Consider the following 23,213-nt stretch of genomic DNA (forward strand, 5'->3'; position numbering starts at 1 on the left):
AACGATAGGCCGTATCAATACGGCCTATCGTGATGGTTTCAATTAAACCAAAAGCTAAAAACTGGTGGGTACTCAGTCGCAGTAATATTTACCGTTTTCAGCATGCTTAGTTTTTTGATGGTAATTTGGTTATTCGTAAGCGAAAATGCTGCCTAGTCTATCCATTTCCTCCAGCGCACGACCGCATCCGCGAGCCACGCAGGTAAGTGGGTCTTCTGCCACAATCACTGGTAAACCAGTTTCTTCAACCAGTAGACGATCTAGATCGCGTAACAGTGCGCCGCCGCCAGTGAGTACCATGCCTTTTTCTGCAATATCTGCGCCTAGCTCTGGTGGTGTTTGTTCAAGCGCTGATTTTACGGCACCGACGATAGCGTTGAGTGGCTCAGTCAGTGCTTCAAGAATTTCATTGCTTGAAATTGTAAATTTGCGTGGTAAACCTTCTGCAAGGTTGCGACCAGTCACTTCCATTTCCAGTACGGTTGAACCTGGGAAAGCAGAGCCGATTTTTTTCTTGATGGCTTCAGCAGTAGGCTCTGAAATTTGCATGCCGTAGTTGCGACGGATGTAATCAATGATTGCTTGGTCAAATTTATCGCCACCTACGCGCTCTGATTTTGCATACACGATACCGCCAAGTGAGATAACGCCCACTTCAGTCGTGCCGCCGCCGATATCGACGACCATCGAGCCTGTTGCTTCTGATACTGGCATATCCGCACCAATTGCGGCTGCCATCGGCTCTTCAATTAAAAATACTTGTTTAGCACCAGCGCGTTCAGCAGATTCTTTAATGGCACGGCGCTCAACTTGGGTAGAGCCAACAGGGACGCAAATGATAATACGTGGGCTTGGCGCAAACCAGCGTGAATCGTGCACGCGGCGGATAAAGTACTTAAGCATTTGCTCTGTGATGGTGAAATCTGCAATCACACCATCTTTCATTGGGCGAATGGCTTGAATATTGGCAGGTGCTCGACCGAGCATGCCTTTTGCCTCTGCACCAACGGCTAGAAGGATTTTTTTGCCATTAGGGCCACCTTCTAAACGGATAGCAACGACTGACGGTTCGTCAAGTACGATGCCTTTGCCGCGAGAGTAAATAAGGGTGTTTGCTGTGCCTAGGTCAATGGCAAGATCATTTGAAAAATAACTACTAATAGAACCGAACATTATGTTTTTCCTGTGGTGTGGAGCTTGTTTAATACTGTTTACTTGTTTAATCCTTTGGTAATCGTCACTGACGCAATTAAGGTACACGTAAAATCAGGTTATAATACCGTATATCTTGTTGAAAATTAAGATGCATTGGAAAATTAAGGTGCATGGGGATAATTTTAAGAGAGTGGCGTAAGCTTAATAGCGATTGTGTCACTTGCACTGTCCTTCAATTGACAAACAATATATAAAAATAGGTTTTTTACCTACCCAATTCAACTATACATTTCGGACTGTTAGAAGTATGGCACTTAGTACTGAAGATATCAAAAAAATAGCGCATCTTGCCCGTATTGAAGTGAGCGATAGCGATGCTGCTGCAACCTTGTCAAAACTGACTGGGATTTTAGGCCTTATCGAGCAAATGCAGGCAGTGAATACTGACGGCATTGTGCCGATGTCACATTCGCAAGATGTGGTGCAGCGTTTACGAGACGATGTGGTGACCAAAACCAATCAGCGTGAGGCGTTTCAAAAAATTTCGCCTGCAATTGGCAATGGTTCCGAAGCGCGTGCGGTAGATGGCGGTCTTTATCTTGTCCCTAAAGTAATCGAGTAATCGCAATATGATCAACAGTAGCTTAAAAACTTTAGCCCAAATGTTGGCTAATAAAGAAATTTCTAGCGTAGAGCTGACACAAACCTTTTTGAATCGAATTGATGCGTATAACCCAGTGATTAATGCTTATATTGCATTGGATCACGAAAAAACGCTCGCTCAGGCTAAAGCGGCAGATGTACGTATTGCCGCTGGCAATGCTACGCCGCTGACTGGTATCCCTATCGCACAAAAAGATATTTTCTGTGCAGAAGGTTGGAAAACAACGTGTGGTTCGAAAATGTTGGAAAACTTTATCGCACCCTATGATGCGCACGTGATTACGCAATTTGATCATGCTGGTGCGGTGAATTTGGGTAAAACCAATATGGATGAGTTTGCGATGGGCTCATCGAATGAAACCAGTTACTTTGGTGGCGTGAAAAATCCGTGGGATTTCACTCGTGTACCTGGCGGCAGTAGCGGCGGTAGTGCTGCGGCAGTGGCTGCGCGTTTATGTGCGGCAGCCACTGGCACGGACACTGGTGGGTCAATTCGCCAGCCAGCCTCATTGTGTGGCTTTACTGGATTAAAACCAACCTACGGTGTGGTTTCACGCTACGGTATGATCGCGTTTGCCTCTAGCTTGGATCAAGCGGGACCGATGGCAAAGTCTGCTGAAGACTGTGCATTGATGATGAATGTGATGGCTGGTTTTGATGAGCGCGACTCAACTAGTTTGAATCGTGACAAAGAAGATTACACCCGTGAGCTTTACAATTCAAATCCAAATAAGCCGTTGCAGGGTTTAAGAGTTGGCTTACCTAAAGAGTTTTTTGCAGACGGCTTGGATGCTGGGGTTGCAACGGTGATTGAAGATGCAATTGCTGAATACAAGAAACTAGGCGCCGAGATTGTAGAAATTTCACTGCCAAATACAGGCTTGTCTATTCCTGTTTATTACGTGCTAGCGCCGGCTGAGGCGTCAAGCAATCTATCTCGCTATGACGGTGTGCGTTATGGCCACCGTGCGTCAGAATATACTGATTTGATGGATATGTACTGCAAGAGCCGTGCTGAGGGCTTTGGTGCAGAGGTTAAACGCCGCATTTTAATTGGCACGTACGTGTTAAGTGCAGGTTATTACGATGCTTATTATCTTAAAGCCCAGCAGATTCGTCGTTTAATCGCGCAAGACTTCGAGGTAGCTTTCAAAAAATGTGACGTAATTATGGGACCTGCAGCACCATCTACCGCGTTTAAGGCAGGTGAGAAAGTGGATGATCCTGTTGCCATGTATCTGCAAGACATTTACACCATCTCAACCAACTTGGCTGGTTTGCCTGGCATGAGTGTTCCAGCTGGTTTTGCTACAAGTGCAGATGGTAAGCCATTGCCAGTAGGGTTACAGATTATTGGTAACTATTTTGATGAAGCGCGTATGTTGAACGTGGCGCATCAGTATCAACAAGTGACAGATTGGCATGCTCAAGCACCAACCCTGGATAAGCCAGAAGGAAACGCATAATGGAATGGGAAGTCGTGATTGGGTTGGAAACGCATACCCAACTAAGAACAAATACTAAAATTTTCTCAGGTGCTTCAACCACTTATGGTGCAGAGCCTAACACGCAAGCGTGTGAAGTGAGTATTGCATTGCCTGGGGTTCTGCCAGTGCTGAATAAAGAAGCAGTTAATTGCGCGATACAGTTTGGTTTAGCGGTGAACGCAGAAATTGCTCCGCGCTCAGTATTTGCGCGCAAGAACTACTTTTATCCAGACTTACCTAAAGGCTACCAAATTAGCCAGTATGAGCTACCAGTAGTGGGTAAAGGTGCGGTGACCATACAAGTGCCAGCTGTTGGCAAAAATGCTGCTTATGAAAAGGTGATTAACATCACGCGTGCGCATTTAGAAGAAGACGCTGGTAAATCTGTGCATGGTGCGGTTGAAGGTATGAGTGGCATCGACCTTAATCGTGCAGGTACCCCGTTGCTAGAGATTGTGACTGAGCCAGACATGCGTTCAGCGGCTGAGGCCGTTGCCTATGCAAAAAAACTGCATGAGTTGGTGCAGTGGATTGGTATTTGCGATGGCAATATGCAAGAAGGCAGTTTTAGGTGTGACGTCAACGTATCAGTGCGACCAAAAGGTACAGAGAAGCTCGGCACACGTCGTGAAATTAAAAACCTGAACTCATTCAAGTTTATGCAACAAGCGATTGAGTACGAGACACGCTGGCAGATTGAAACCTTGGAAGATGGCGGTACGATTCAGCAAGCAACTGTGCTGTTTAACCCAGATACAGGTGAAACACGCGCAATGCGTAGTAAAGAAGAAGCAAACGACTATCGTTACTTCCCTGATCCAGATCTATTGCCATTAGCCATTACAGAAGCTGATAAAGCGCGAGTTGCTGCACAAATGCCTGAGTTGCCAGAAGCAATGAAACTAAGGTTTGAAACGCAGTTTGGCTTAACTAGCTATGACGCTGCCAGCCTGACTGCTAGCCGTGAGTTAGCTCAGTATTTTGTAGAAACGGTAGACGCAGGTGCAGATGCAAAACCAGCTGCCAATTGGGTGATGGGCGCTATTTCAGCAAAACTGAATGCAGAAGAAAAAACATTGGCTGCATCACCAGTTAGCGCAGTGAATTTGGCTAGTCTGCTAAAACGTATTGCTGATAACACCATTTCAAATAATGCAGCTAAACAGGTGTTTGAGGCGATGTGGAATGGCGAAGGTGAAGTTGATGCTATTATTGACGCAAAAGGCTTAAAACAAGTATCAGATACTGGCGCAATTGAAGCCATTATTGATGAAGTTTTGGCTGCGAATGCTGCAATGGTAGAAGAGTTTAAAGCGGGTAAAGAAAAAGCATTTAATGCTTTAGTCGGTCAAGCGATGAAAGCTTCAAAAGGTAAAGCCAACCCTGCTCAAGTCAATGAAGTGTTGAAGAAAAAACTAGGCGCTTAATTCTTATCACTAGGGTCAGTTTAATTTTTGTAAGTCATTGATAGAGCCTCTAAAAATAAAAGCCTTGCGGTGTTAGCCGTAAGGCTTTTTTAATTGTAGGCTGGTAATTTGGGTTCACTGGCTTGCTTGTCAGGCAATGATTGCGCGACAGGTCACTTTGTATTTTATGGTGTTTCTTTACTGGGTTGGCTCTTAAGCAAAAGGTAGCGTTTTTTATCTTCTTCAAAACGTTTTCGGGTCGCGCCAATCGCAGTATTCCGAGCTGCTATTTTTTCGTCTAGGCTTTCAATCTGTGCCTGTTCGTCAGCAATGTCAGCTTTCAGCTCGCTAGGAATTTCTTTCTTTCTTTTTTGAAAACTGGCGACCATTGCCTTTTTTGTATCAATACTTTTTTGATGGTTAGCTTTTTCTTGCTGTAAATTCTCTAGTGCAATTTTATCTAGCTGAATATTACGCTCTAACGCTAAGTCAATTTCGTTGGCGTTAGTAAATGCGCCAAGTAATGCTTTATCTTTTTTAGATTGTTCTGATTTGGCTTGTTCTATTTTTGCAAGCGCATCGGTATTGTCTTGAGTTGGTGCCGGCTTGTTATGTTTGACAGTAATGCCCTGACGGTTAATCAGTGAGTTTTCACGATTAATGTATTGAGTAGGGATGGAGTCACCATAATGTGTGACTCCTTTTTCATCTTTCCATTTTACGATTCGCCCCGTACTCTCTGCTTGTGCATATTGGATTGAACACAGCGTTAGACATAGTGCTAATGACCAGAGCGTGTTGGTGGCAACCTGACTGATTGCAGCTGAAGCCAATGAGATTGGCTGTTGTAACGGTTTAAACAATCTTTCCATGTCGATGTGAATAACCTTTCTGGTTGCTACATTAACTATGGATCAGCAAGTGTCCTGCAACAAGCCGCCTGTAGTTAATTAAATGACACCATATTTTTGTCGATATGCTTCAACTGCATGCAAATTTTGCGCCATCTCAGATTTGTGATGTAGATAGGTCAATAAATCATTGAGGTTAGCAATAGCGCAAACTGGTATCTTGTTGGTGTTAATCACTTCTTGTACTGCCGAAAGCTCGCCTAAGCCTTTCTCTTGTCTGTCGATGGCAATCGCTACACCGCAAGCACTGGCGCCGCTTGCATTAATTAGCTCAACAGACTCTCGTACTGAGGTGCCTGCCGAAATCACATCGTCGATGATGAGAACTCGACCTTTCAATGGGCTACCCACAATCACACCACCTTCGCCGTGATCTTTGGCTTCCTTGCGATTGTAGGCATAAGGGACATTGTGACCATCTTTGGCAAGTGCAATCGCAATACTTGCCGCTAATGTAATGCCTTTGTAGGCTGGACCAAATAACATATCGAATTCAATGCCAGAGTTTTTAATCGCTTTAGCGTAAAATTCGCCAAGTTTCATCAGACTTTCGCCATCATTAAATAAACCAGCATTAAAGAAGTAAGGGCTTAGCCTGCCTGCTTTGGTTTTAAATTCACCGAATTTTAAAACCTCTTTTTCAATCGCAAATGCGATAAAATCTTGTCTGAACTGATCGAGTGATTGGGTCATAATAGCTTCTGATAATTATTTGGAATTAAGTTTTGAAGATTATATCGTTAAATTTAAATGGCATTCGCTCTGCAACCAATAAAGGTTTATATACGTGGTTAAAAAAACAGGATGCAGACATCGTTTGTATGCAGGAAATCAAAGCGCAAGCTGGCGATATGACTGATGAAATGTTGAATCCAGAAGGATACTTTGGCTACTTTCATTACGCAGAAAAAAAGGGTTACAGCGGCGTAGGTATTTACTCAAAAACCAAGCCAGATAGCATTGTAGTGGGGTTGGGCATTACCGATATTGATAACGAGGGGCGTTACATTGAGGCTAGGTTTGGCAATTTAAGTGTGGTGTCATTGTATTTACCTTCTGGCTCAAGTGGTGAAGAACGACAAGCCTTTAAGTTTAGTGTGATGGAGCGCTTTATGTTGCATCTGAAAATGCTTAAAGATAGTGGTCGCGATGTAGTGATTTGTGGTGACTGGAATATCGCGCATCAAGAAATTGACCTTAAGAACTATAAAGGCAATCGTAAAAATTCAGGATTTTTGCCAGAGGAGCGTGCTTGGCTAACGGCGTTATTTGATGAGGTGGGTTGGGTAGATGTGTACCGTAAGTTACACCCTGAAACTACCGATGCATGTTATACATGGTGGAGCAACCGCGGGCAAGCGTGGGCTAAAAACGTGGGTTGGCGTATTGATTATCAGATTGCGACAACAGATTTTGCGAATAAAGCCATTAGCACCAGTGTTTATAAAGAGGAGCGCTTTAGTGACCATGCGCCATTGATTGTGGAATACCAATAGTTTTTATAGTTATTTCTATAAATAACGCAGCCATGTATTCGCTTTTGTACCACGGGCACTCCGATTTTCTAAGCGATAAATCGCTTGAAAAGTCGTATGAAAGTCGTATGTAGGAGCGACGCTCCGTCGCGATTTGTTACTGTAGATTGGTAATCTTAGTTATTTTGCTGAATATCTTTTGCAGTCTCGTTCCATGGTGCTATTTTTAATAGTAGCACCATGCCTGGAATGGCAATTAAAAAGCAGAGGATGAAGAAGTCGCGCCATCCTAGGCTCTCTACCATGTAACCTGTTGCCGCATTGGCAAAAGTACGCGGCACAGCAGCCAAACTAGTAAACAATGCAAATTGAGTGGCGGTGTAAAGTGGGTGCGTGGTTTTTGCTATGTAAGCAACAAAAGCGGCCGTCCCCAGCCCTACGCCCAGCGCCTCAACTCCAATCACCATGCCTAACCATAATAAGCGCTCTTGCAAGCTAAAACTGGTACCGAGTATTTGAAATTCAAAAAACGAGCTAAATAAGGTAGGGTTGTTTGCTGCATCCGCAAGCCAAGCAAAGCCTAAAATGGCGATCATCTGCACTGCACCAAATATCCATAATGATTTGTTGATGCCAAGCTTAATCATCCAAAGGCCACCGATAAGGCCGCCTAGTACGCTCGGCCAAAGGCCTGCATTCTTAGCGATTAAGCCGATTTCAGTTTTGCTGTAACCCATGTCTAAATAAAATGGCGTAGCCAGTGCGGTAGTCATGCTATCCCCTAGTTTGTATAGGAAGATAAACGCGAGGATGAATAGTGCAGATTTTAGTCCGTTACGTTCGATGAACTCTTTGAATGGCTCTACAATCGCCGCGCGTAAAGTTTTTGGCGCACCGTATCTTAATGCAGGTTCCGTTATCAATAGCGTCATGATGAGGCCTGGCAGCATAAATAGCGCTGTAATGATAAACACGCTACTCCATGGCAGGTGGTCTGCGAGGATGAGTGATAGAGAGCCAGGTACTAAGCCTGCAATTTTATATGCATTCACATGTACGGCATTACCTAGACCTAGTTCTGCGTCTATCAGTAACTCTCGTCTGTAGGCGTCTAGTACAATGTCTTGGCATGCGCTAAAGAAAGCGACCACTGTTGCTAGATAAGCAATACTCCATATGTCAAATTTTGGGTTAAAGGCACCAAAAGCTGGAATTGATAGCAGTAATAATACTTGCCAGATGACCAACCAGCCACGGCGGCGGCCTAGCGGGGGTGTGAAGCGGTCAAATAGTGGTGCCCATAGGAATTTCCATGTAAAAGGCAGGCTGATTAATGCAAACAAGCCAATCGATTTAAGGTCTACTCCCTCTGAGCGCAGCCATGCTGGTAGTAGGCTGATCAGTATGAAGAGTGGGAGGCCTGAGCTAAACCCTGTAAATACACAGATGAGCATTTTTTTGCTCATGAGTGATTGACGTATGGTTAGCTGTGCGGCTGTTTGCAAAATAATTACTTGGATTTCAGGCGGTACATTGCCAAACTGCCAAGCAGATTAGGCATTAAATTCACCTCTTTGCCATCTGTAATTACGCGACGCTCTAATATCTCAATATTGTGATTTTTACAAAATTGGTCAAAATCATTGATCGTGCAAAGGTGTACGTTGGGTGTATCAAACCATTGATAAGGTAGTGTCTTAGAAACTGGCATATTACCCGTAGCGATTTGCATACGATTGCGCCAGTAGCCAAAGTTAGGGAATGTGACAATCACTTCCTTACCCACGCGCAGCATTTCCAGTACGATTTCTTCCGTATTGTGCATGGCTTGCAGTGTTTGCGAAAGAATCACCGTATTAAATGACTGGTCTTCAAAGCCCGATAAGCCATCTTCTAAATCCATTTGAATGACATTTGTGCCACTAGCAACGCATGCTAGCAAATTGGCATCATTCTTTTCTACGCCGTATCCTTTTACCTCAAGCGAGCTTTGTAAAAATTGCAATAACTCACCGTCTCCGCAACCTAAATCTAGTACTTTGGAGCCAAACTTTACCCAATTTGCAATAATCGCAAAATCTTGACGATACTGTGCAACGTTTTTTGTAATATTTACATTATTTTGCATGGTTGCCACCAACTTCAATATTGCTTAAATAAGTACGCAAAATCGCGTGGTAATGCTCGTCGGGCATTAAAAAAGCATCATGACCATGTGCTGCGGTCACTTCCGCGTAGCTAACAGTGCGTTCGTTATCGAGCAGTGCTTTTACTATCTCGCGTGAGCGTGCGGGTGAGAAGCGCCAGTCACTAGTGAATGACAGCACTAGAAACTTAGCTTTGACTTGACTTAGGGTTTTGCTCAAATCTCCGCCATAGGCTAATGCAGGATCGTAATAGTCTAATGCGCGGGTCATGCGTAAGTAGGTGTTGGCATCAAATTCGCCAGCGAATTTATCCCCTTGGTAACGCAGGTAAGATTCCATTTCAAACTCAACGTCAAAGCTATATTTAATGCTGTCTTTAAGTTTGCGGCCAAATTTTTCACCCATGGCATCATCACTCAGGTAAGTAATGTGGCCAAGCATACGCGCAATGCGCAAGCCGCGACGAGGTACCACGCCATGTTCGTAGTAGTCACCACCGTGAAATTCTGGGTCTGTAATAATGGCTTGGCGTGCAACCTCATTAAATGCCATGTTCTGGGCAGTGAGGTTAGGTGCAGAGGCAATCACTAATGCGTGGCGAACACGGTCAGGATAAGCGATTGTCCACTGTAACGCTTGCATGCCACCCAAGCTGCCACCAATGACTGCGGCTAGTTGAGTAATGCCAAGTTGGTCTAACAAACGTGCTTGTGAATTTACCCAATCTTCTACTGTGACAATAGGAAACTCAGAGCCCCATGGTTTTCCTGTTGCTGGATTGGTGCTTACCGGCCCAGAGCTGCCATGACAGCCGCCTAGGTTGTTAACGCCGATGACGAAAAATTTATTGGTATCTAGTGGTTTGTTAGGACCTACTAAGTTATCCCACCAGCCTGGATACTTATCTTTTTCGGAGTATTTGCCAGCAACATGATGCGTGCCTGAAAGCGCATGGCAAATCAGGACAGCATTGGATTTATCGGCATTTAATGTGCCGTAGGTTTCGTATACAAGGTCAAATTGTGAGAGCGCTGCGCCGCTTTTAAGCGTCAGCGGTTCGTTAAAGTGCGCAGTTTGTGGGGCAACAATGCCGATAGTGTTATTTTCAGACATAGTATGATTATACTATGTAGCACTGTAAAAGTTTATGTTGCTAATGCGCTATGTGCCGATGTGTATAAATTTTTGTTGCGTTAAGTCATGTCGATGCCATTGACCATCCTTAAATGACTCGATGAGTTGACGTGCACGACCAGCCGCCATGCCGTTAAATCCTGGGTGATCTTGGTCAAGATAGTCAGTTAATCCAGTGAAAGAGGCCATCTCTTCACGGGTGACGTGCTCGTAACTCATGGTCCATTCAGTAAAGCTTCTTTCTGCAATAGGCTCTCTGATCAGCTTGACGACGTGGTGGTTGCGTTCATCTAGACATATTTTCTCGTATAGAGCATCTACTAGCTGCTCTTCCCCTTCCAGTACTTGAAAGAAGCAGTCATCCATATAGAGCAGCATGCCAGTGATGCCTTGGCGTTGATTGCAGGTACGAGCGGAATTTAGTAGCGATAGTAATTCATCATGCGTCATGTGGTGTGCTGCGACGCTGGTGTATGCTAATAGTATGAGTTGATTCGTTTCTGACATCGAGTTCTCCAGCGATGTTGTGTATAACTGTGACAAAAGCGCTAGTACTTCGTTCAGGTGATGCTAATCCCAGTGTGTACTGACGATCAGTGGATTCTTTCCTATCGTCACGCGGTCATTAGCACCAAGGTCTTTGATGGTTGTGATGTCAATCAGCCCACTCTGTGCCATTAAATCTGTGACTAAATGCGCTTGGTTGTAGCCATGTTCTAGCATTAGCCAGCCTTGAGGGTGCAGGTGTAATAGGCAGTTGTCTACGATTTGACGAATGTCATCAAGGCCGTCGGTACCTGAGGCTAATGCCGACATTGGTTCGAATCGCAAATCTCCTTGTGTTAGGTGGATGTCATGCTGTTCAATGTAAGGCGGGTTGCTGACAATCAGATTAAATCTTTCGCCCTCCAGTGCTGAAAACCAGTTGCTCAGGCGGAAATCAACCTGCGTTAAATCCAGCTGGTTGGCATTGCGCTTGGCAATATCAAGTGCGCCACTTGATGCATCGATTGCTGTTACTTGAGCTTCTGGGCGGTGCTCGGCGATGGCTAGTGCGACTGCACCCGTGCCTGTGCCTAAATCTAGCACTGTAAATGGTGTATCAGTGGGGATTTTGTCTAAAGCAGTTTCTACTAATGTTTCAGTATCTGGCCGTGGAATTAGCGTGTCAGGCGTCACAATCAGATTTAGACCAAAAAATTCACGCTGACCTAAAATATAAGCAATCGGCTCACCTAGAAGTCGGCGTGCAAGTAGCGATTCGAAGTCGGCTTTTATCTTGTCTTGTAGTGCGTCACTCTCGTGCGCTAGTAGCCATGCACGATTCACGTTCAGCACATTTTGTAGTAAGAGTTGGGCCTCGAATTTCGCCTCGTTACCCTCTAATGATAGCGTTTTAATGAGGCGATGCTGTGCTTTAGCCCAAGTGGTGCGAACTGTTTGCGTCAATTAGTTGTCGTCGCCCAAGCTGGCCAATAAGTCAGCTTGATGCTCTGCTGATAATGCACCAATCAACTCGTCCATATCGCCTTCGGTAATCGCATCAATTTTGTATAAGGTCAAGTTGATGCGGTGGTCAGTAATGCGGCCTTGGGGGTAATTGTAGGTGCGAATACGCTCTGAGCGGTCTCCGCTACCAATGAGGCTTTTACGCTCGCTGGCGATTTTACTTTGTTGTTCATCCACTTGTTTGGCTTTAATCCGTGCGGCCAATACGGCAAATGCCTGTGCTTTGTTGGCATGCTGGCTTCGGCCTTCTTGGCACTCCACCACAATACCTGTAGGGGCGTGGGTTAGACGTACAGCTGAATCGGTTTTGTTAATGTGTTGCCCACCTGCGCCACTGGCACGGAAGGTATCGATACGAACGTCCGCTGGGTTAATTGCTACGTCGTTAATTTCATCCGCCTCTGGCAATACGGCTACCGTACAGGCGCTGGTATGAATGCGCCCTTGGGTTTCGGTATCAGGGACACGTTGTACGCGGTGACCGCCACTTTCAAATTTCAGTTTTGAATAAGCGCCGTAGCCTTCAATTTTAGCGATAATTTCTTTGTAGCCACCCATCTCGCCTTCGTTGGCAGACATGACTTCTACTTTCCAGCCTTGGCGTTCTGCATAGCGAGAGTACATGCGGTATAGGTCGCCCGCAAATAAGCCTGACTCATCGCCACCCGTGCCTGCGCGGATTTCCAAGAAAATATTTTTCTCATCGTTAGGGTCTTTAGGCAGCAGCAGTGTTTGTAGTGCAGCTTCAATTGCCTCTAACTTCGCTTTGCCTGCTTCGATTTCTTCTTGTGCAAACGCTTTCATTTCTGGATCGCTCAGCATGCTTTGCGCTTCGCTGATGTCAGCTTCGGCCTGCTCAAAGGCACGATATTGTTCTACAATCGGTGTGATTTCCGCATGCTCACGGGTCAGTTTTCGATAGTTGTCCATGTCGTTAGTGATGCCTTCACTGCTCATCAAACGGTCAATCTCATCTAGGCGCTCGCTCAAGTTGGCGAGCTTGGTTATCATGCTTGGTTTCATTGTTTATTTCTCTAGTAGTACTGCTTAACTTTTAATTTGATATAAGTCTTTTAAAATTTCTTCGAGTTTTGCGTGCTCATCACCATGTGTGTTGTTTAATGCATGGCTGGGCGCATGCAGAAATTTGTTGGTGAGTGCGACACTCAGTGCTTCTAACGCTTTTTCTGGGTGTTCACCTTTTTGTAGCAGTTTCAACGCTTTTTCTAGTTCAGATTTTCGCATATGCTCTGCTTGGTCGCGCAGGGCCTTGATGGTTGGCACTGCATCGCGCTTTTTAAACCATTGCATAAAGTTTTCAACACGCGTGGCGACAATTATTTCCGCTTCAACCGCGGCTGACTGCCTGTTTTCAATCCCATCCGAAACGACTTGGGCCAAATCATCTACTGTGTATAAAAATACATCATCCAGTTCTGCAACTTCAGGCTCAATATCGCGTGGTACGGCTAGGTCAACCATGAAAATTGGGCGGTGGCGGCGTGCTTTAATAGCGCTTTCTACCATGCCTAAGCCGATAATGGGTAATGTGCTTGCTGTTGAAGTGATGACGATATCAAAGTTAGCAAAATAGGTAGGCAAGTCGTTGAGTAAAATCGCCTCACCATTAATTTTTTGCGCAAGTGTTGAGCCACGTTCAATGCTACGGTTAGCAATGGTAATGCTCTTCGGCTTTTGCGCAGCGAAATGGTCAGCACAAAGCTCAATCATTTCACCCGCGCCGATAAATAGTACTTTCTGTTCGCTGATGTCACCAAAAATCCGCTGAGAGAGTTTTACAGCGGCGGCTGCCATAGAGATAGAGTTGGCCCCAATGTCTGTGTTGGTGCGTACTTCTTTCGCCACTTCAAACGTGCGCTGAAATAGCTTATGCAATAGTGTGCCTAATGTACCGGCATCTTGTGCAATTTTAACCGATTGTTTAAATTGACCAAGAATTTGTGGTTCACCTAACACCATGCTATCTAAGCCGGATGCTACTCTAAACGCATGTTTAACAGCTTCATCATCTGGCAGAGTGTAAATGTAGGGGGCAATTTCATTTGCTTCAATTTTGTGATATTGCGATAACCAAGCCAGTGCTTTTTGCGGATCATCGGTGCTGCAATAGAGTTCTGTGCGGTTGCAGGTAGACAAAATCGCAGCTTCGGAAGCGTCATGCATGGTGAGGTCGCGCAGGGCGCTACCAAGATGATCGCTGTTAAAAGCAACATGCTCGCGGATTTGGATGGGGGCGGTTGTGTGGTTCACGCCTATAACATATAACTGCATAAGTGTAATTTTGAGGGATTGGCCTATCTTAAGCAAGAAGCATCATCTTATTAGTGTGAAATAAGGTTAAAATAACGCTTTAAACTGATTAATAAATTTAATTTGACGGATATTGCCATGGATAAAACTTTTAGAATTGCCCCAAGTATTCTTTCTGCGAACTTTGCCAAACTTGGTCAAGAGATTGAAGATGTGATTACTTCAGGCACAGACATCGTGCATTTTGATGTTATGGACAACCACTATGTGCCTAACTTAACTATTGGCCCATTGGTTTGTGATGCCATTCGCGAAACTGCAAAAAAAGTAGGCGCGTTGATTGATGTGCATTTAATGGTTAAACCTGTTGACCGTATTATTCCTGACTTTGCAAAAGCTGGTGCAAACATCATTACTTTTCACCCAGAGGCTTCAGAGCACATTGACCGTAGCTTGGCGATGGTACGTGATTTAGGCTGCAAATCAGGCCTGGTGTTTAACCCTGCTACTTCATTAAGCTACTTAGATCACGTGATGGACAAAGTAGATATGATTTTATTGATGTCAGTGAACCCTGGTTTTGGTGGTCAGAAATTTATTCCTGAAACATTAGAAAAACTAAAATTAGCACGCGCTAGAATCGACGCATACTACGAAAAAACAGGCCGTCAAATCTGGCTTGAAGTAGATGGTGGCGTAAACGCACAAAACATTGCAGAAATTGCACGTGCTGGCGCAGATACATTTGTTGCTGGCTCAGCAATTTTTGGCTCACCTAAAGACACGGATGCAAATCGTTACAACACTGTTGTATCTGAAATGCGCGCATCTTTGGCGACTGTAAAATAAATACAGCCCATTGAATCGCCTAGCGAGAGTGCTAGTCACATGATATTGGGCTAGGCGATTTGATGACTGTGTTTTAATCCAGCGTAAAGATGAAGTAAAGTAAATCACCATGGGGTTTAATGTCAAAGCCGTCATGTTTGATCTTGATGGCACATTAGTGAATACTGCGCCCGAAATCGCGTTTGCGGCGAATCAAATGCTTAGCTCGTTAGATTTGCCAAGTAAATCACCAATACAAATAGAGCGTTATATTGGTGAAGGTGCGCAAATGCTGATTAAGCGATGTGTGATGAGTGAATCAGGTGTTGAACCTGATGATGATTTGCTTAACGATGCACAAGCTTTATTTTTTGAGCATTATGCCAATAACGTCACGCGCAGCCAGCCCTATGAAGGCGTGCTGGAAACCTTAAGGCATCTAAAAGATAAGGGCTTTAAGCTAGCATGTGTGACGAATAAACCAGAAAGATTCACGCATCCCTTGCTTGATGCGACAGGGTTGGCGGAGTTTTTTGAGGTGGTTGTTTCTGGTGATACTCTGCCAAAAAAGAAACCCAGCCCGATGCAATTGCATCATATCTGCAAAAAATTTAACGTGCTGGAAGCTGAGACTATGCTGGTTGGCGATTCAGAGACGGATGTTGTAGCAGCACACGCCGCGGGGTGTTATATTGTCACTGTGCCGTATGGATATAATCAAGGTAGGGCAATTGACGAGCGTTTGGTAGATGCAACCATTGCGGATTTACCGGATTTACTTAATTTATTAACCTAGTATCTCTTATTAATACATAACTTCAAATATGATGAACGTAACCGACGATCATTTTTACAATCAGATTCTTAGTGGCTTTTTCTGTTGGCGATGCTCTTGGCAAAGCTAATTTTATAGTTATACAGCAGCGTCAATCATAAGTGATTAAGCTGCTCCACTTTAAAAGAACATGATGATAAAGTCTTAGGAAGTTTATGTTAAACACGATTAATCAAGATGAATTTAATGCCTTGGCAGCACAAGGCTACAATCGAATCCCTTTAGTACTCGAGACCTTTGCCGATCTCGATACACCGCTATCCCTTTATTTAAAACTGGCAAATCAGCCGTTTTCATACTTGCTTGAGTCTGTGCAAGGCGGTGAACGTTTTGGCCGCTATTCAATCATTGGCTTGCCTGCAAAAACACGCATTGTTGCCTATGGCAGAAAAGTACAAGTGCTTGAGGGCAACGCGGTGGTGGAGTCGGTAGAGGATGCAAATCCGTTAGACTTTGTAAAAAGTTACCAATCACGCTTTAAAACGCCACCTTATGAAGGGTTGCCCCGATTCACTGGCGGTTTGGCTGGTTATTTTGGCTACGAAACCGTACGCTATATTGAGAAGCGCTTAGCCGATAAGGTAAAGCCAGATGCGATCAATGTCCCTGATGTTTTATTGATGGTCTCTGAGCAGTTGGCGGTGGTAGATAATTTAAGCGGTAAACTTTACTTTATTGTTTATGCTGATTCAGCGGAACCTAGCGCTTACGAGCAAGCTAAGCAGCGCTTGAGTGAGTTAGTGCAAAAATTAAGAAATACTGTCACGATTCCAAAATCAATTGCTACAGATAAAACTGAGGCGACTTCAGAATTTGGTGAAGATAATTTTAAAACAGCGGTTAAGCGTGCTCAGCAGTACATTCTAGATGGCGATATTATGCAGGTGGTGTTATCGCAGCGTATGTCACAGCAGTTTTCTGCCCCGCCATTGTCACTTTACCGCGCACTACGTAGTTTAAATCCATCACCATATATGTTCTATTACGATATGGGGGATCACCATGTAGTGGGTGCGTCACCTGAGATTCTAGTGCGCCTTGAAAACGGCACGGTGACAGCTCGTCCAATTGCTGGCACAAGACCACGTGGCAAAACTCGTGAACAGGATATTGCTCTGGCTGAAGAGTTGTTGGCTGATCCTAAAGAACGTGCAGAACATGTACAGTTGATGGATTTAGGACGTAATGACGTTGGCCGAGTCGCCGTGACTGGCTCTGTGAAAGTGACTGACAATATGATGATTGAGCGTTATTCTCACGTCATGCATATTGTGAGTAATGTGGAAGGTAAATTGAAACCGGGAATGGACGCGATTGATGTGATTAAAGCAACGTTCCCTGCAGGTACGGTGAGTGGCGCGCCTAAAGTGCGTGCGATGGAAATCATTGATGAGTTAGAGCCAAGCAAGCGTGGTATTTATGCAGGTGCTGTAGGGTACTTGGGCTTTAATGGTGACATGGATGTGGCGATTGCTATCCGCACTGGCGTCATTAAAAATAATATGCTTTATGTGCAGGCGGGTGCCGGCATCGTGGCTGATTCTGTTCCAGAAAGCGAATGGATGGAAACCCAGAATAAAGCGCGTGCAGTGTTGCGTGCTGCAGAGTTGGTACAAGATGGACTTGATGTCAGCTAAGAACATGTGATGAAAAACGTTGCCACTCAATATCGGTCATCAACTTTTAATACAAAGTTGACGATCTTTATTTTAGTGGCAATTGCTTACTTTGTAACGGCTTGGTTTGGTTTGATGGTGCCTTACAAAGAGTCTGTGGCAACTTTGATTTGGCTTCCAACTGGCATCGCTGTCGGTGCTATCATGCGCTGGGGAAAAGTTAACATTCTCGCTGTTTTCATTGCTTCATTTCTGGTTGAATTAACGGTTTTACCACTCTCTACCAGCATTTTGGTTGCTATTACAAATACGCTCGGCCCCGTTCTCACAGCATACCTTCTACCCAAATTTCATTTTAATCATCACTTATATAAACAAAAAGATATTCTGCTGATGATTCTCGTGGCGCTGCTTGGCATGTCGATATGTGCCACAGGTGGTGTATTCAGCTTATATATCACTGGGCTAGCGACTGCTGATCATCTGTTAAATATTGGATTTATCTGGTGGCTAGGTGACAGTTTGGGCGTTTTATTGGCACTGCCCTTGGTGCTCAATATCGGTAGAAAAGGCACATTCTCTTGCGACAATAAATGCTACCAGTTGCTGGCTTGGATTATTCTGTTTGTCTGTGTTGAGCTCATTATCGTGAGTTCGGTTCCTGATTTAAATAAGCAATTTATTTTATCCATGTTCGTGATTTTGCCCATGCTGATCTGGGCATCGATGAGTTTTGGGATTGTCGGTGGCTCTTTCTTTGTGATTGTTTTATCGAGCATTGCTGTGTGGCTTACTTCACAAGGTGCAGGTAATTTTTATAGCCACAACATTAGTGAAGGCGTGTTTTCACTTTGGACATTTATGGTTGCCTTAGTGGTGACCATGTTGTTAATTTCTGCCTTACAGTCCGAACGTAATTTAGCACTTAAAACCATACAAAAGCATGACAAAAAACTACGTGCAGTGATTGATGGGGCGTTCGATGCTATTCTCACTATAGATACTGCTGGGTTATTAGTTGAGTTTAACCCAGCGGCTGAACGTATATTTGGATACAAAAAAGACGAGGTTATCGGTAAGTTGATGTCGGAATTAATTATTCCCGCAAGATACCGTACGGCACATCATGCCGGACATCAACAATATGTGATGTCCGGTGTGAAGCATATCTTTAATCAGCGTATAGAGTTGGTGGCGATGCGTGCGGATGGTAGTGAGTTCCCGATAGAGTTAACGCTCACTGCCTTAAAAGATGCCGACTTGTCTTTAGTGACAGGGTTTGTGCGCGACATTTCTGAGCAGAAAAAAGCTAGGCAGGAAATCGAGAATTTTGCTTATTATGATGCGCTGACAGCTCTGCCAAATAGGCGTTTGTTGATTGATAGGTACCAGCACGCAATACTAATTGCGCAACGAGCAAGCACTTACTGTGGCTTGTTATTTATTGATTTAGATAAGTTTAAAACACTTAATGATACAAAAGGTCATGATGTAGGCGACCAGTTGCTGATTGAAGTCGCAAAAAGAATACAAAATACCGTCAGGGCTGGCGACACTGTTGCGCGACTTAGCGGTGATGAGTTTGTGGTGATTATTGAGAATTTAGATGCTAGTGCTGCAGTGGCCTACCAGCAGGTGAGCGAAGTTGCACAAAAGCTATTGGCTGAACTTAATAAACCCTACTATCTAAGTTTTTTTGAATTTGTTACCAGTGCAAGTATTGGCATCACGCTGTTTAATGACAATCAACTAACCTTTGAAGATCATTTAAGGCATGCAGATACTGCGATGTATTTATCTAAAGATAGTGGTGGTAATACTTATCGTTTCTATGATCAGTTGACGCAAGAAAGCATAGAAAAAAGCTTTGCATTAGAGTCTGCCCTTTCATTAGCGCTTACAAATCAGGAGTTATATTTTAACTACCAGCCTATTGTGAACGTGGATAAGCAGGTGGTTGCGGCTGAGGTGTTATTAAGATGGACTCATCCAACGCTTGGTAATGTAAGTCCTGTCGAGTTTATACCGATTGCAGAAAAAACGAATCAAATCATTAAGATTGGGCACTGGGTTTTAGCTCAAGCATGCCAGCAATTAAAAATATGGGAGTCAGACCCAGTTTTAAGCCAAATCAAGTTGTCAGTAAATATCAGTGCTAAACAGTTTTTATATATTAATTTTGTGCAAGAGTTGCGCGAAATTTTAGCGAAAACCGACATCAACCCTGACCAGCTTAAGTTGGAGCTTACAGAGACGGCGGTGATAGATAATATTGATGATGTGATCAATAAGATGAAAGTATTGAAGCAGATGGGCGTCAGAATCTCTTTGGACGATTTTGGGATTGGGCATTCATCTTTGGTGTATCTCAAAAAACTGCCAGTCACACAAATTAAGATCGATCAATCATTTGTGCATGATGTGCTGACTGATTCTAATGATGCTGCGATTATTCAAATGGTATTGGCTGTTGGTAAAACCATCCATTGCGATATTGTGGCTGAGGGTGTTGAGCAGATTGAGCAGTACGACTTGTTAAGAAGTTTTGGCTGCGATTATTTCCAAGGCTATTACTTCAGCAGGCCTACTGACGTAGCTAGCTTCGAGAGGCTAGTGATTAACGGCTAAGTATTTTGATTGCATACCGGCGTGATCCCGATATGCAATCTTGTGTGTAGTCAATATTTGGCAATATTGCGGCTAGCGATTTGCTACCCAATCACCAGATTTCCCACCATGTTTTTCTAGTAACTTAATATCTGCAATCGTCATCCCCCGATCCACCGCTTTACACATATCGTAAATGGTGAGTAGGCAAGCGCTTACTGCGGTCAACGCCTCCATTTCTACGCCAGTTTTACCATAGGTTTCTGTGGTGACTTCGCAACGGATACTTGATAATGTTTCGTTGACATCAAAACTCACGGCAATGCGCGTGAGTGAAATAGGATGGCACAGCGGGATGAGGTCAGATGTTTTTTTGGCGGCCTGAATCGCGGCGATTCTGGCGATACCAAGTACATCCCCTTTTTTACTGTTTCCAGTTTGGATAAGTGCTAGCGTTGAAGGCAGCATGTTAATGTGACCTGTTGCAATCGCGATGCGATGAGTTTCGGCTTTTTCGCCAATATCAACCATATGGGCTTGGCCATTTTGATCAAAGTGGGTAAGTGGGTTTGTCATATTGTCAGTCTCGGCGAGTGAATATTTGGTGTAAGAAACAGGTTAGATTGATACGATATAATTTACGCAGCATTATGAAACATTCGACTACAAACGTTATCATAGTAATAATGAAATTAAATTTATCACCCATTATATTATTAGTTGCTTCAATTGTTCCGACTTCACTGGTTTCGGCTCCGGTAGTTACCGCTTCGTTAGCTGTTGCTTCACTCGCATATACACACCAAGTTCTTGCCAATGAGTTGCCAGATTTAGGTGATGTGTCAGCAACAGTGCTGTCGCCGTTACAGGAGCAGGAAATCGCTGAGCAGATTATGCGTCAGGTGGCCGTCAGTGATGATGTGCTCAGTGATATAGAAGTGTCAGATTATTTGCAAAGTTTAGGCGCACGTTTGGTGGCCAATGGACCAGATAAACGACAAAAATTTAATTTCTTTGTGGTACAGGATCCCTCCATTAATGCGTTCGCGATGCCTGGCGGTGTCGTAGGTGTGCATACTGGATTGATTCTGGCCTCTAACACGGAGTCTGAGCTTGCGAGTGTGCTTGGGCATGAAATTGGTCATGTAACGCAGCGACATTTGGCGCGGATGCTAGCCTCGCAAAAATATGACACCTTTAAAAACTTAGCAGGTATTGCATTGGCGCTATTGGTGGCAAGATCAAATCCACAGTTAGCCTCTGGTGCAATGACCACCGCATCTGCAATTGGTGTACAAAATCAGCTGGATTACACACGAGATTATGAACGTGAAGCTGATCGTATTGGTTTGCAAATTTTAGATTCAGGTGGTTTTGATGTCAGAGCAATGCCACAGTTTTTTAAAACTTTGCAACGTGGCTCTCGATTTGCTGAGGGTGGTGCACCTAGTTTTTTAAGAACACACCCACTGACCTCAGAGCGTATCGCTGATGTGGCGAATCGGGTTGAGCAAATGCCATATAGGCAAGTTGCAGATGGCCTTGAGTTTCAATATGTTAAAGCTAAGTTGCGCGCGATGCTGGGCACGACACAGACTGCTATTGATTTGTTTGAGCAAAATATTAGTGAGCAGCGTTATGCAAGTGCCGCTGCAGAGCATTATGGGTTGGCAGTTGCTTTGTTGCGCAAGAGTGCGTGGGCAGCGGTTGAAAAAGAGCTGGCTTGGCTTAAAAAAAATGCTACGCCACATCCGATGATAGAGAGTCTGGCGGCACGTCTTGAAGTGGCCAGAAACAAGCCTGCAGCGGCAGCTGAGAAATATGCATCTGGATTGCGTGCTTTTCCAGATAATCGCGCTTTAATTTATGGATATGCAGAACATTACCTTGCAACAAAGCAAGCCACACAAGCAATTCAGCTGGTTAAATCGAAACAGGATTTGTATGTGGATGATGCTTATCTATATGATTTACTAGCTAAAGCTTACAGCATGCAAAACAAGGTGCTACTTAGCCATCAAGCACAGAGTGAGGCTTATTATAGAAAATATGACCTTGTGCGCGCTATAGAGCAGATGGACTTAGCCGCGAAAGCCAATGATGGTGATTTTTATCAGCAATCTATAGTTGAGGCGCGTTTAAGACAGCTAAGACAAATGATGGGTGATGAGAAAAAGCCAAAACTTTAGGAGTCATGATGCAACGTAGAAGTTTCTTACTTGGTATGTTAACTATGATTGCATTGGCGCCTATTAAAGTGTGGGCAGCGCTATGGAATCGCCCTGCTTTTGAAGCTTTGAAAATTAAAGATGCAACTCAATACTTGAATGTTAGTGAGGAAATACCAAGTGGCGATATTGTAATTGTTGCGCCAGAACGTGCTGAGAATGGTGCGGTAGTGCAGATTGAGATCAGAAGCAATATTCAGAATACGGAGGCGATTGCTATTTTTGTTGAGAATAATCCAACACCGTTGATTGCTAACTTCATGTTTGGTGATGGTGCAGAGCCATTTGTGGTGACTCGTATCAAAATGGCAGAGACTTCTGATTTAAAAATAGTGGTTAAAGCAGGTAGTCAGTATTTTACAAACGCTAAAAACATTACGGTGCTAGAAAATGGTTGTGGCTAGCTTGCTGATGTCAGCAAGACGTCAACTTTTAATGCCTGTGTATAAAGTTCTGTGTGCAAAACTTGGTCAAGTGAAAAGGAGTTGGCATGGATAAAAGTATGAAGATGCGTGCTCAGCTTAAAGGAAACTTTACTGAAGTTAAGGTGCTAATGAGCCACCCGATGGAAACTGGACGACGAAGAAATGATGCTGATGAGCTAGTGCCTGCCCATTTTGTGCAATTATTAACGGCGACCCTGAACGGTAAGCCTGTATTACAAGCGCAATGGGGCACAGGGATTGCCAAAAACCCATACCTGACTTTTAGATTAAAAGGGGCAAAATTGGGTGATGTTGTTGAGGTGACGTGGCATGATAACTTAGGTGAAACCGCGACACATAGTATTGCTGTTACTCAAGCTTGAGCTAGTAAACTCGCTCATTTCAGTTTAGGATATTTGACATAAATCTCTGTATCAAGTTTTATGCTCTATTATTTTGATAAATAATACTTATCATTATCATTTGTATGATATATTGGATTTATTAAAATAACGC

22 protein-coding genes are annotated in these 23,213 nt (G+C 44.0%); 11 read left to right on the top strand and 11 right to left on the bottom strand.

Going from position 1 to position 23,213, the window contains the following annotated elements; all coding sequences use genetic code 11:
• Window positions 1-129: 129 nt before the first annotated feature.
• Window positions 130-1,173, bottom strand: a complete 1,044-nt coding sequence (locus tag A391_RS0101580) for a rod shape-determining protein (RefSeq protein ID WP_019896877.1) — start codon at window positions 1,171-1,173, stop codon at window positions 130-132.
• Between the two features lie 289 nt (window positions 1,174-1,462).
• On the opposite strand from A391_RS0101580, the gene gatC reads away from it, so the two are divergent.
• Genes gatC through gatB form a run of 3 tightly spaced genes read left to right on the top strand, consistent with a single transcriptional unit; the run spans window position 1,463 to window position 4,732 of the window.
• Window positions 1,463-1,777 (top strand): Asp-tRNA(Asn)/Glu-tRNA(Gln) amidotransferase subunit GatC, encoded by a 315-nt coding sequence (gene gatC, locus A391_RS0101585; protein WP_019896878.1) that lies wholly within the window; start codon window positions 1,463-1,465, stop codon window positions 1,775-1,777.
• A gap of 7 nt (window positions 1,778-1,784) precedes the next feature.
• Complete coding sequence (gatA, locus tag A391_RS13585) at window positions 1,785-3,284, top strand: Asp-tRNA(Asn)/Glu-tRNA(Gln) amidotransferase subunit GatA (RefSeq protein ID WP_019896879.1); 1,500 nt, start codon at window positions 1,785-1,787, stop codon at window positions 3,282-3,284.
• Window positions 3,284-4,732, top strand: coding sequence for an Asp-tRNA(Asn)/Glu-tRNA(Gln) amidotransferase subunit GatB (gene gatB, locus A391_RS0101595; protein WP_019896880.1), 1,449 nt, complete (start codon window positions 3,284-3,286; stop codon window positions 4,730-4,732). The genes gatA and gatB overlap by 1 nt, the downstream gene beginning before the upstream one ends.
• A 164-nt stretch (window positions 4,733-4,896) precedes the next feature.
• Here the strand turns inward: gatB and A391_RS0101600 are convergent, their stop codons facing one another.
• Together A391_RS0101600 and pyrE are read right to left on the bottom strand one after the other, a co-directional pair.
• Window positions 4,897-5,583, bottom strand: coding sequence for a DUF4124 domain-containing protein (locus A391_RS0101600; RefSeq protein WP_019896881.1), 687 nt, complete (start codon window positions 5,581-5,583; stop codon window positions 4,897-4,899).
• 78 nt (window positions 5,584-5,661) lie between these two features.
• Window positions 5,662-6,315, bottom strand: a complete 654-nt coding sequence (pyrE, locus tag A391_RS0101605; RefSeq protein ID WP_019896882.1) for an orotate phosphoribosyltransferase — start codon at window positions 6,313-6,315, stop codon at window positions 5,662-5,664.
• A 32-nt stretch (window positions 6,316-6,347) separates the two neighbouring features.
• Between pyrE and A391_RS0101610 the strand changes: the two genes are divergently transcribed.
• Window positions 6,348-7,118, top strand: coding sequence for an exodeoxyribonuclease III (locus A391_RS0101610; RefSeq protein WP_019896883.1), 771 nt, complete (start codon window positions 6,348-6,350; stop codon window positions 7,116-7,118).
• A gap of 155 nt (window positions 7,119-7,273) precedes the next feature.
• Here A391_RS0101610 and A391_RS0101615 read toward each other — a convergent pair whose 3' ends face one another.
• The 7 genes from A391_RS0101615 to hemA all read right to left on the bottom strand — a co-directional run bounded on the left by A391_RS0101615 (window position 7,274) and on the right by hemA (window position 14,179).
• Window positions 7,274-8,563: an AmpG family muropeptide MFS transporter gene (locus tag A391_RS0101615; RefSeq protein WP_051089085.1), complete on the bottom strand. Its 1,290-nt coding sequence runs from the start codon at window positions 8,561-8,563 to the stop codon at window positions 7,274-7,276.
• Between the two features lie 44 nt (window positions 8,564-8,607).
• Entirely contained in the window at window positions 8,608-9,225 is a 618-nt protein-coding gene (gene metW, locus A391_RS0101620) for a methionine biosynthesis protein MetW (RefSeq protein WP_019896885.1), read from the bottom strand.
• A complete protein-coding gene (metX, locus tag A391_RS0101625) occupies window positions 9,215-10,357 on the bottom strand; it encodes a homoserine O-succinyltransferase MetX (RefSeq protein WP_019896886.1) in 1,143 nt (380 codons plus the stop codon). The genes metW and metX overlap by 11 nt, the downstream gene beginning before the upstream one ends.
• Before the next feature lie 48 nt (window positions 10,358-10,405).
• Window positions 10,406-10,885, bottom strand: a complete 480-nt coding sequence (locus A391_RS0101630; protein ID WP_019896887.1) for a BLUF domain-containing protein — start codon at window positions 10,883-10,885, stop codon at window positions 10,406-10,408.
• A gap of 63 nt (window positions 10,886-10,948) precedes the next feature.
• Window positions 10,949-11,827: a peptide chain release factor N(5)-glutamine methyltransferase gene (gene prmC, locus A391_RS0101635; protein WP_019896888.1), complete on the bottom strand. Its 879-nt coding sequence runs from the start codon at window positions 11,825-11,827 to the stop codon at window positions 10,949-10,951.
• Window positions 11,828-12,910, bottom strand: a complete 1,083-nt coding sequence (gene prfA / locus A391_RS0101640) for a peptide chain release factor 1 (RefSeq protein ID WP_019896889.1) — start codon at window positions 12,908-12,910, stop codon at window positions 11,828-11,830.
• A 24-nt stretch (window positions 12,911-12,934) separates the two neighbouring features.
• On the bottom strand, window positions 12,935-14,179 hold the full coding sequence (gene hemA / locus A391_RS0101645; protein WP_019896890.1) for a glutamyl-tRNA reductase: 1,245 nt from the start codon (window positions 14,177-14,179) through the stop codon (window positions 12,935-12,937).
• A 117-nt stretch (window positions 14,180-14,296) separates the two neighbouring features.
• Between hemA and rpe the strand changes: the two genes are divergently transcribed.
• From rpe to A391_RS0101665, 4 genes are all read left to right on the top strand, one after another.
• Entirely contained in the window at window positions 14,297-15,007 is a 711-nt protein-coding gene (gene rpe, locus A391_RS0101650) for a ribulose-phosphate 3-epimerase (RefSeq protein WP_019896891.1), read from the top strand.
• Between the two features lie 109 nt (window positions 15,008-15,116).
• Window positions 15,117-15,782, top strand: coding sequence for a phosphoglycolate phosphatase (locus A391_RS0101655; RefSeq protein WP_019896892.1), 666 nt, complete (start codon window positions 15,117-15,119; stop codon window positions 15,780-15,782).
• Between the two features lie 194 nt (window positions 15,783-15,976).
• On the top strand, window positions 15,977-17,458 hold the full coding sequence (trpE, locus tag A391_RS0101660) for an anthranilate synthase component I (protein ID WP_019896893.1): 1,482 nt from the start codon (window positions 15,977-15,979) through the stop codon (window positions 17,456-17,458).
• 9 nt (window positions 17,459-17,467) lie between these two features.
• A complete protein-coding gene (locus tag A391_RS0101665; RefSeq protein WP_019896894.1) occupies window positions 17,468-20,065 on the top strand; it encodes a bifunctional diguanylate cyclase/phosphodiesterase in 2,598 nt (865 codons plus the stop codon).
• 72 nt (window positions 20,066-20,137) lie between these two features.
• Here the strand turns inward: A391_RS0101665 and moaC are convergent, their stop codons facing one another.
• A complete protein-coding gene (gene moaC, locus A391_RS0101670; RefSeq protein ID WP_019896895.1) occupies window positions 20,138-20,620 on the bottom strand; it encodes a cyclic pyranopterin monophosphate synthase MoaC in 483 nt (160 codons plus the stop codon).
• A 110-nt stretch (window positions 20,621-20,730) separates the two neighbouring features.
• Between moaC and A391_RS0101675 the strand changes: the two genes are divergently transcribed.
• From A391_RS0101675 to soxZ, 3 genes are all read left to right on the top strand, one after another.
• Window positions 20,731-22,233 carry a M48 family metalloprotease gene (locus A391_RS0101675; protein ID WP_157261317.1) on the top strand — a complete coding sequence of 501 codons (1,503 nt, stop codon included), beginning with the start codon at window positions 20,731-20,733 and terminating at the stop codon, window positions 22,231-22,233.
• An 8-nt stretch (window positions 22,234-22,241) separates the two neighbouring features.
• Entirely contained in the window at window positions 22,242-22,676 is a 435-nt protein-coding gene (locus A391_RS0101680) for a thiosulfate oxidation carrier protein SoxY (protein WP_019896897.1), read from the top strand.
• A gap of 86 nt (window positions 22,677-22,762) precedes the next feature.
• On the top strand, window positions 22,763-23,080 hold the full coding sequence (soxZ, locus tag A391_RS0101685; RefSeq protein WP_019896898.1) for a thiosulfate oxidation carrier complex protein SoxZ: 318 nt from the start codon (window positions 22,763-22,765) through the stop codon (window positions 23,078-23,080).
• The last annotated feature ends 133 nt before the right edge of the window (window positions 23,081-23,213 follow it).

This window comes from Methylotenera mobilis 13 (genome assembly GCF_000384255.1).
Lineage (GTDB): Bacteria > Pseudomonadota > Gammaproteobacteria > Burkholderiales > Methylophilaceae > Methylotenera > Methylotenera mobilis_B.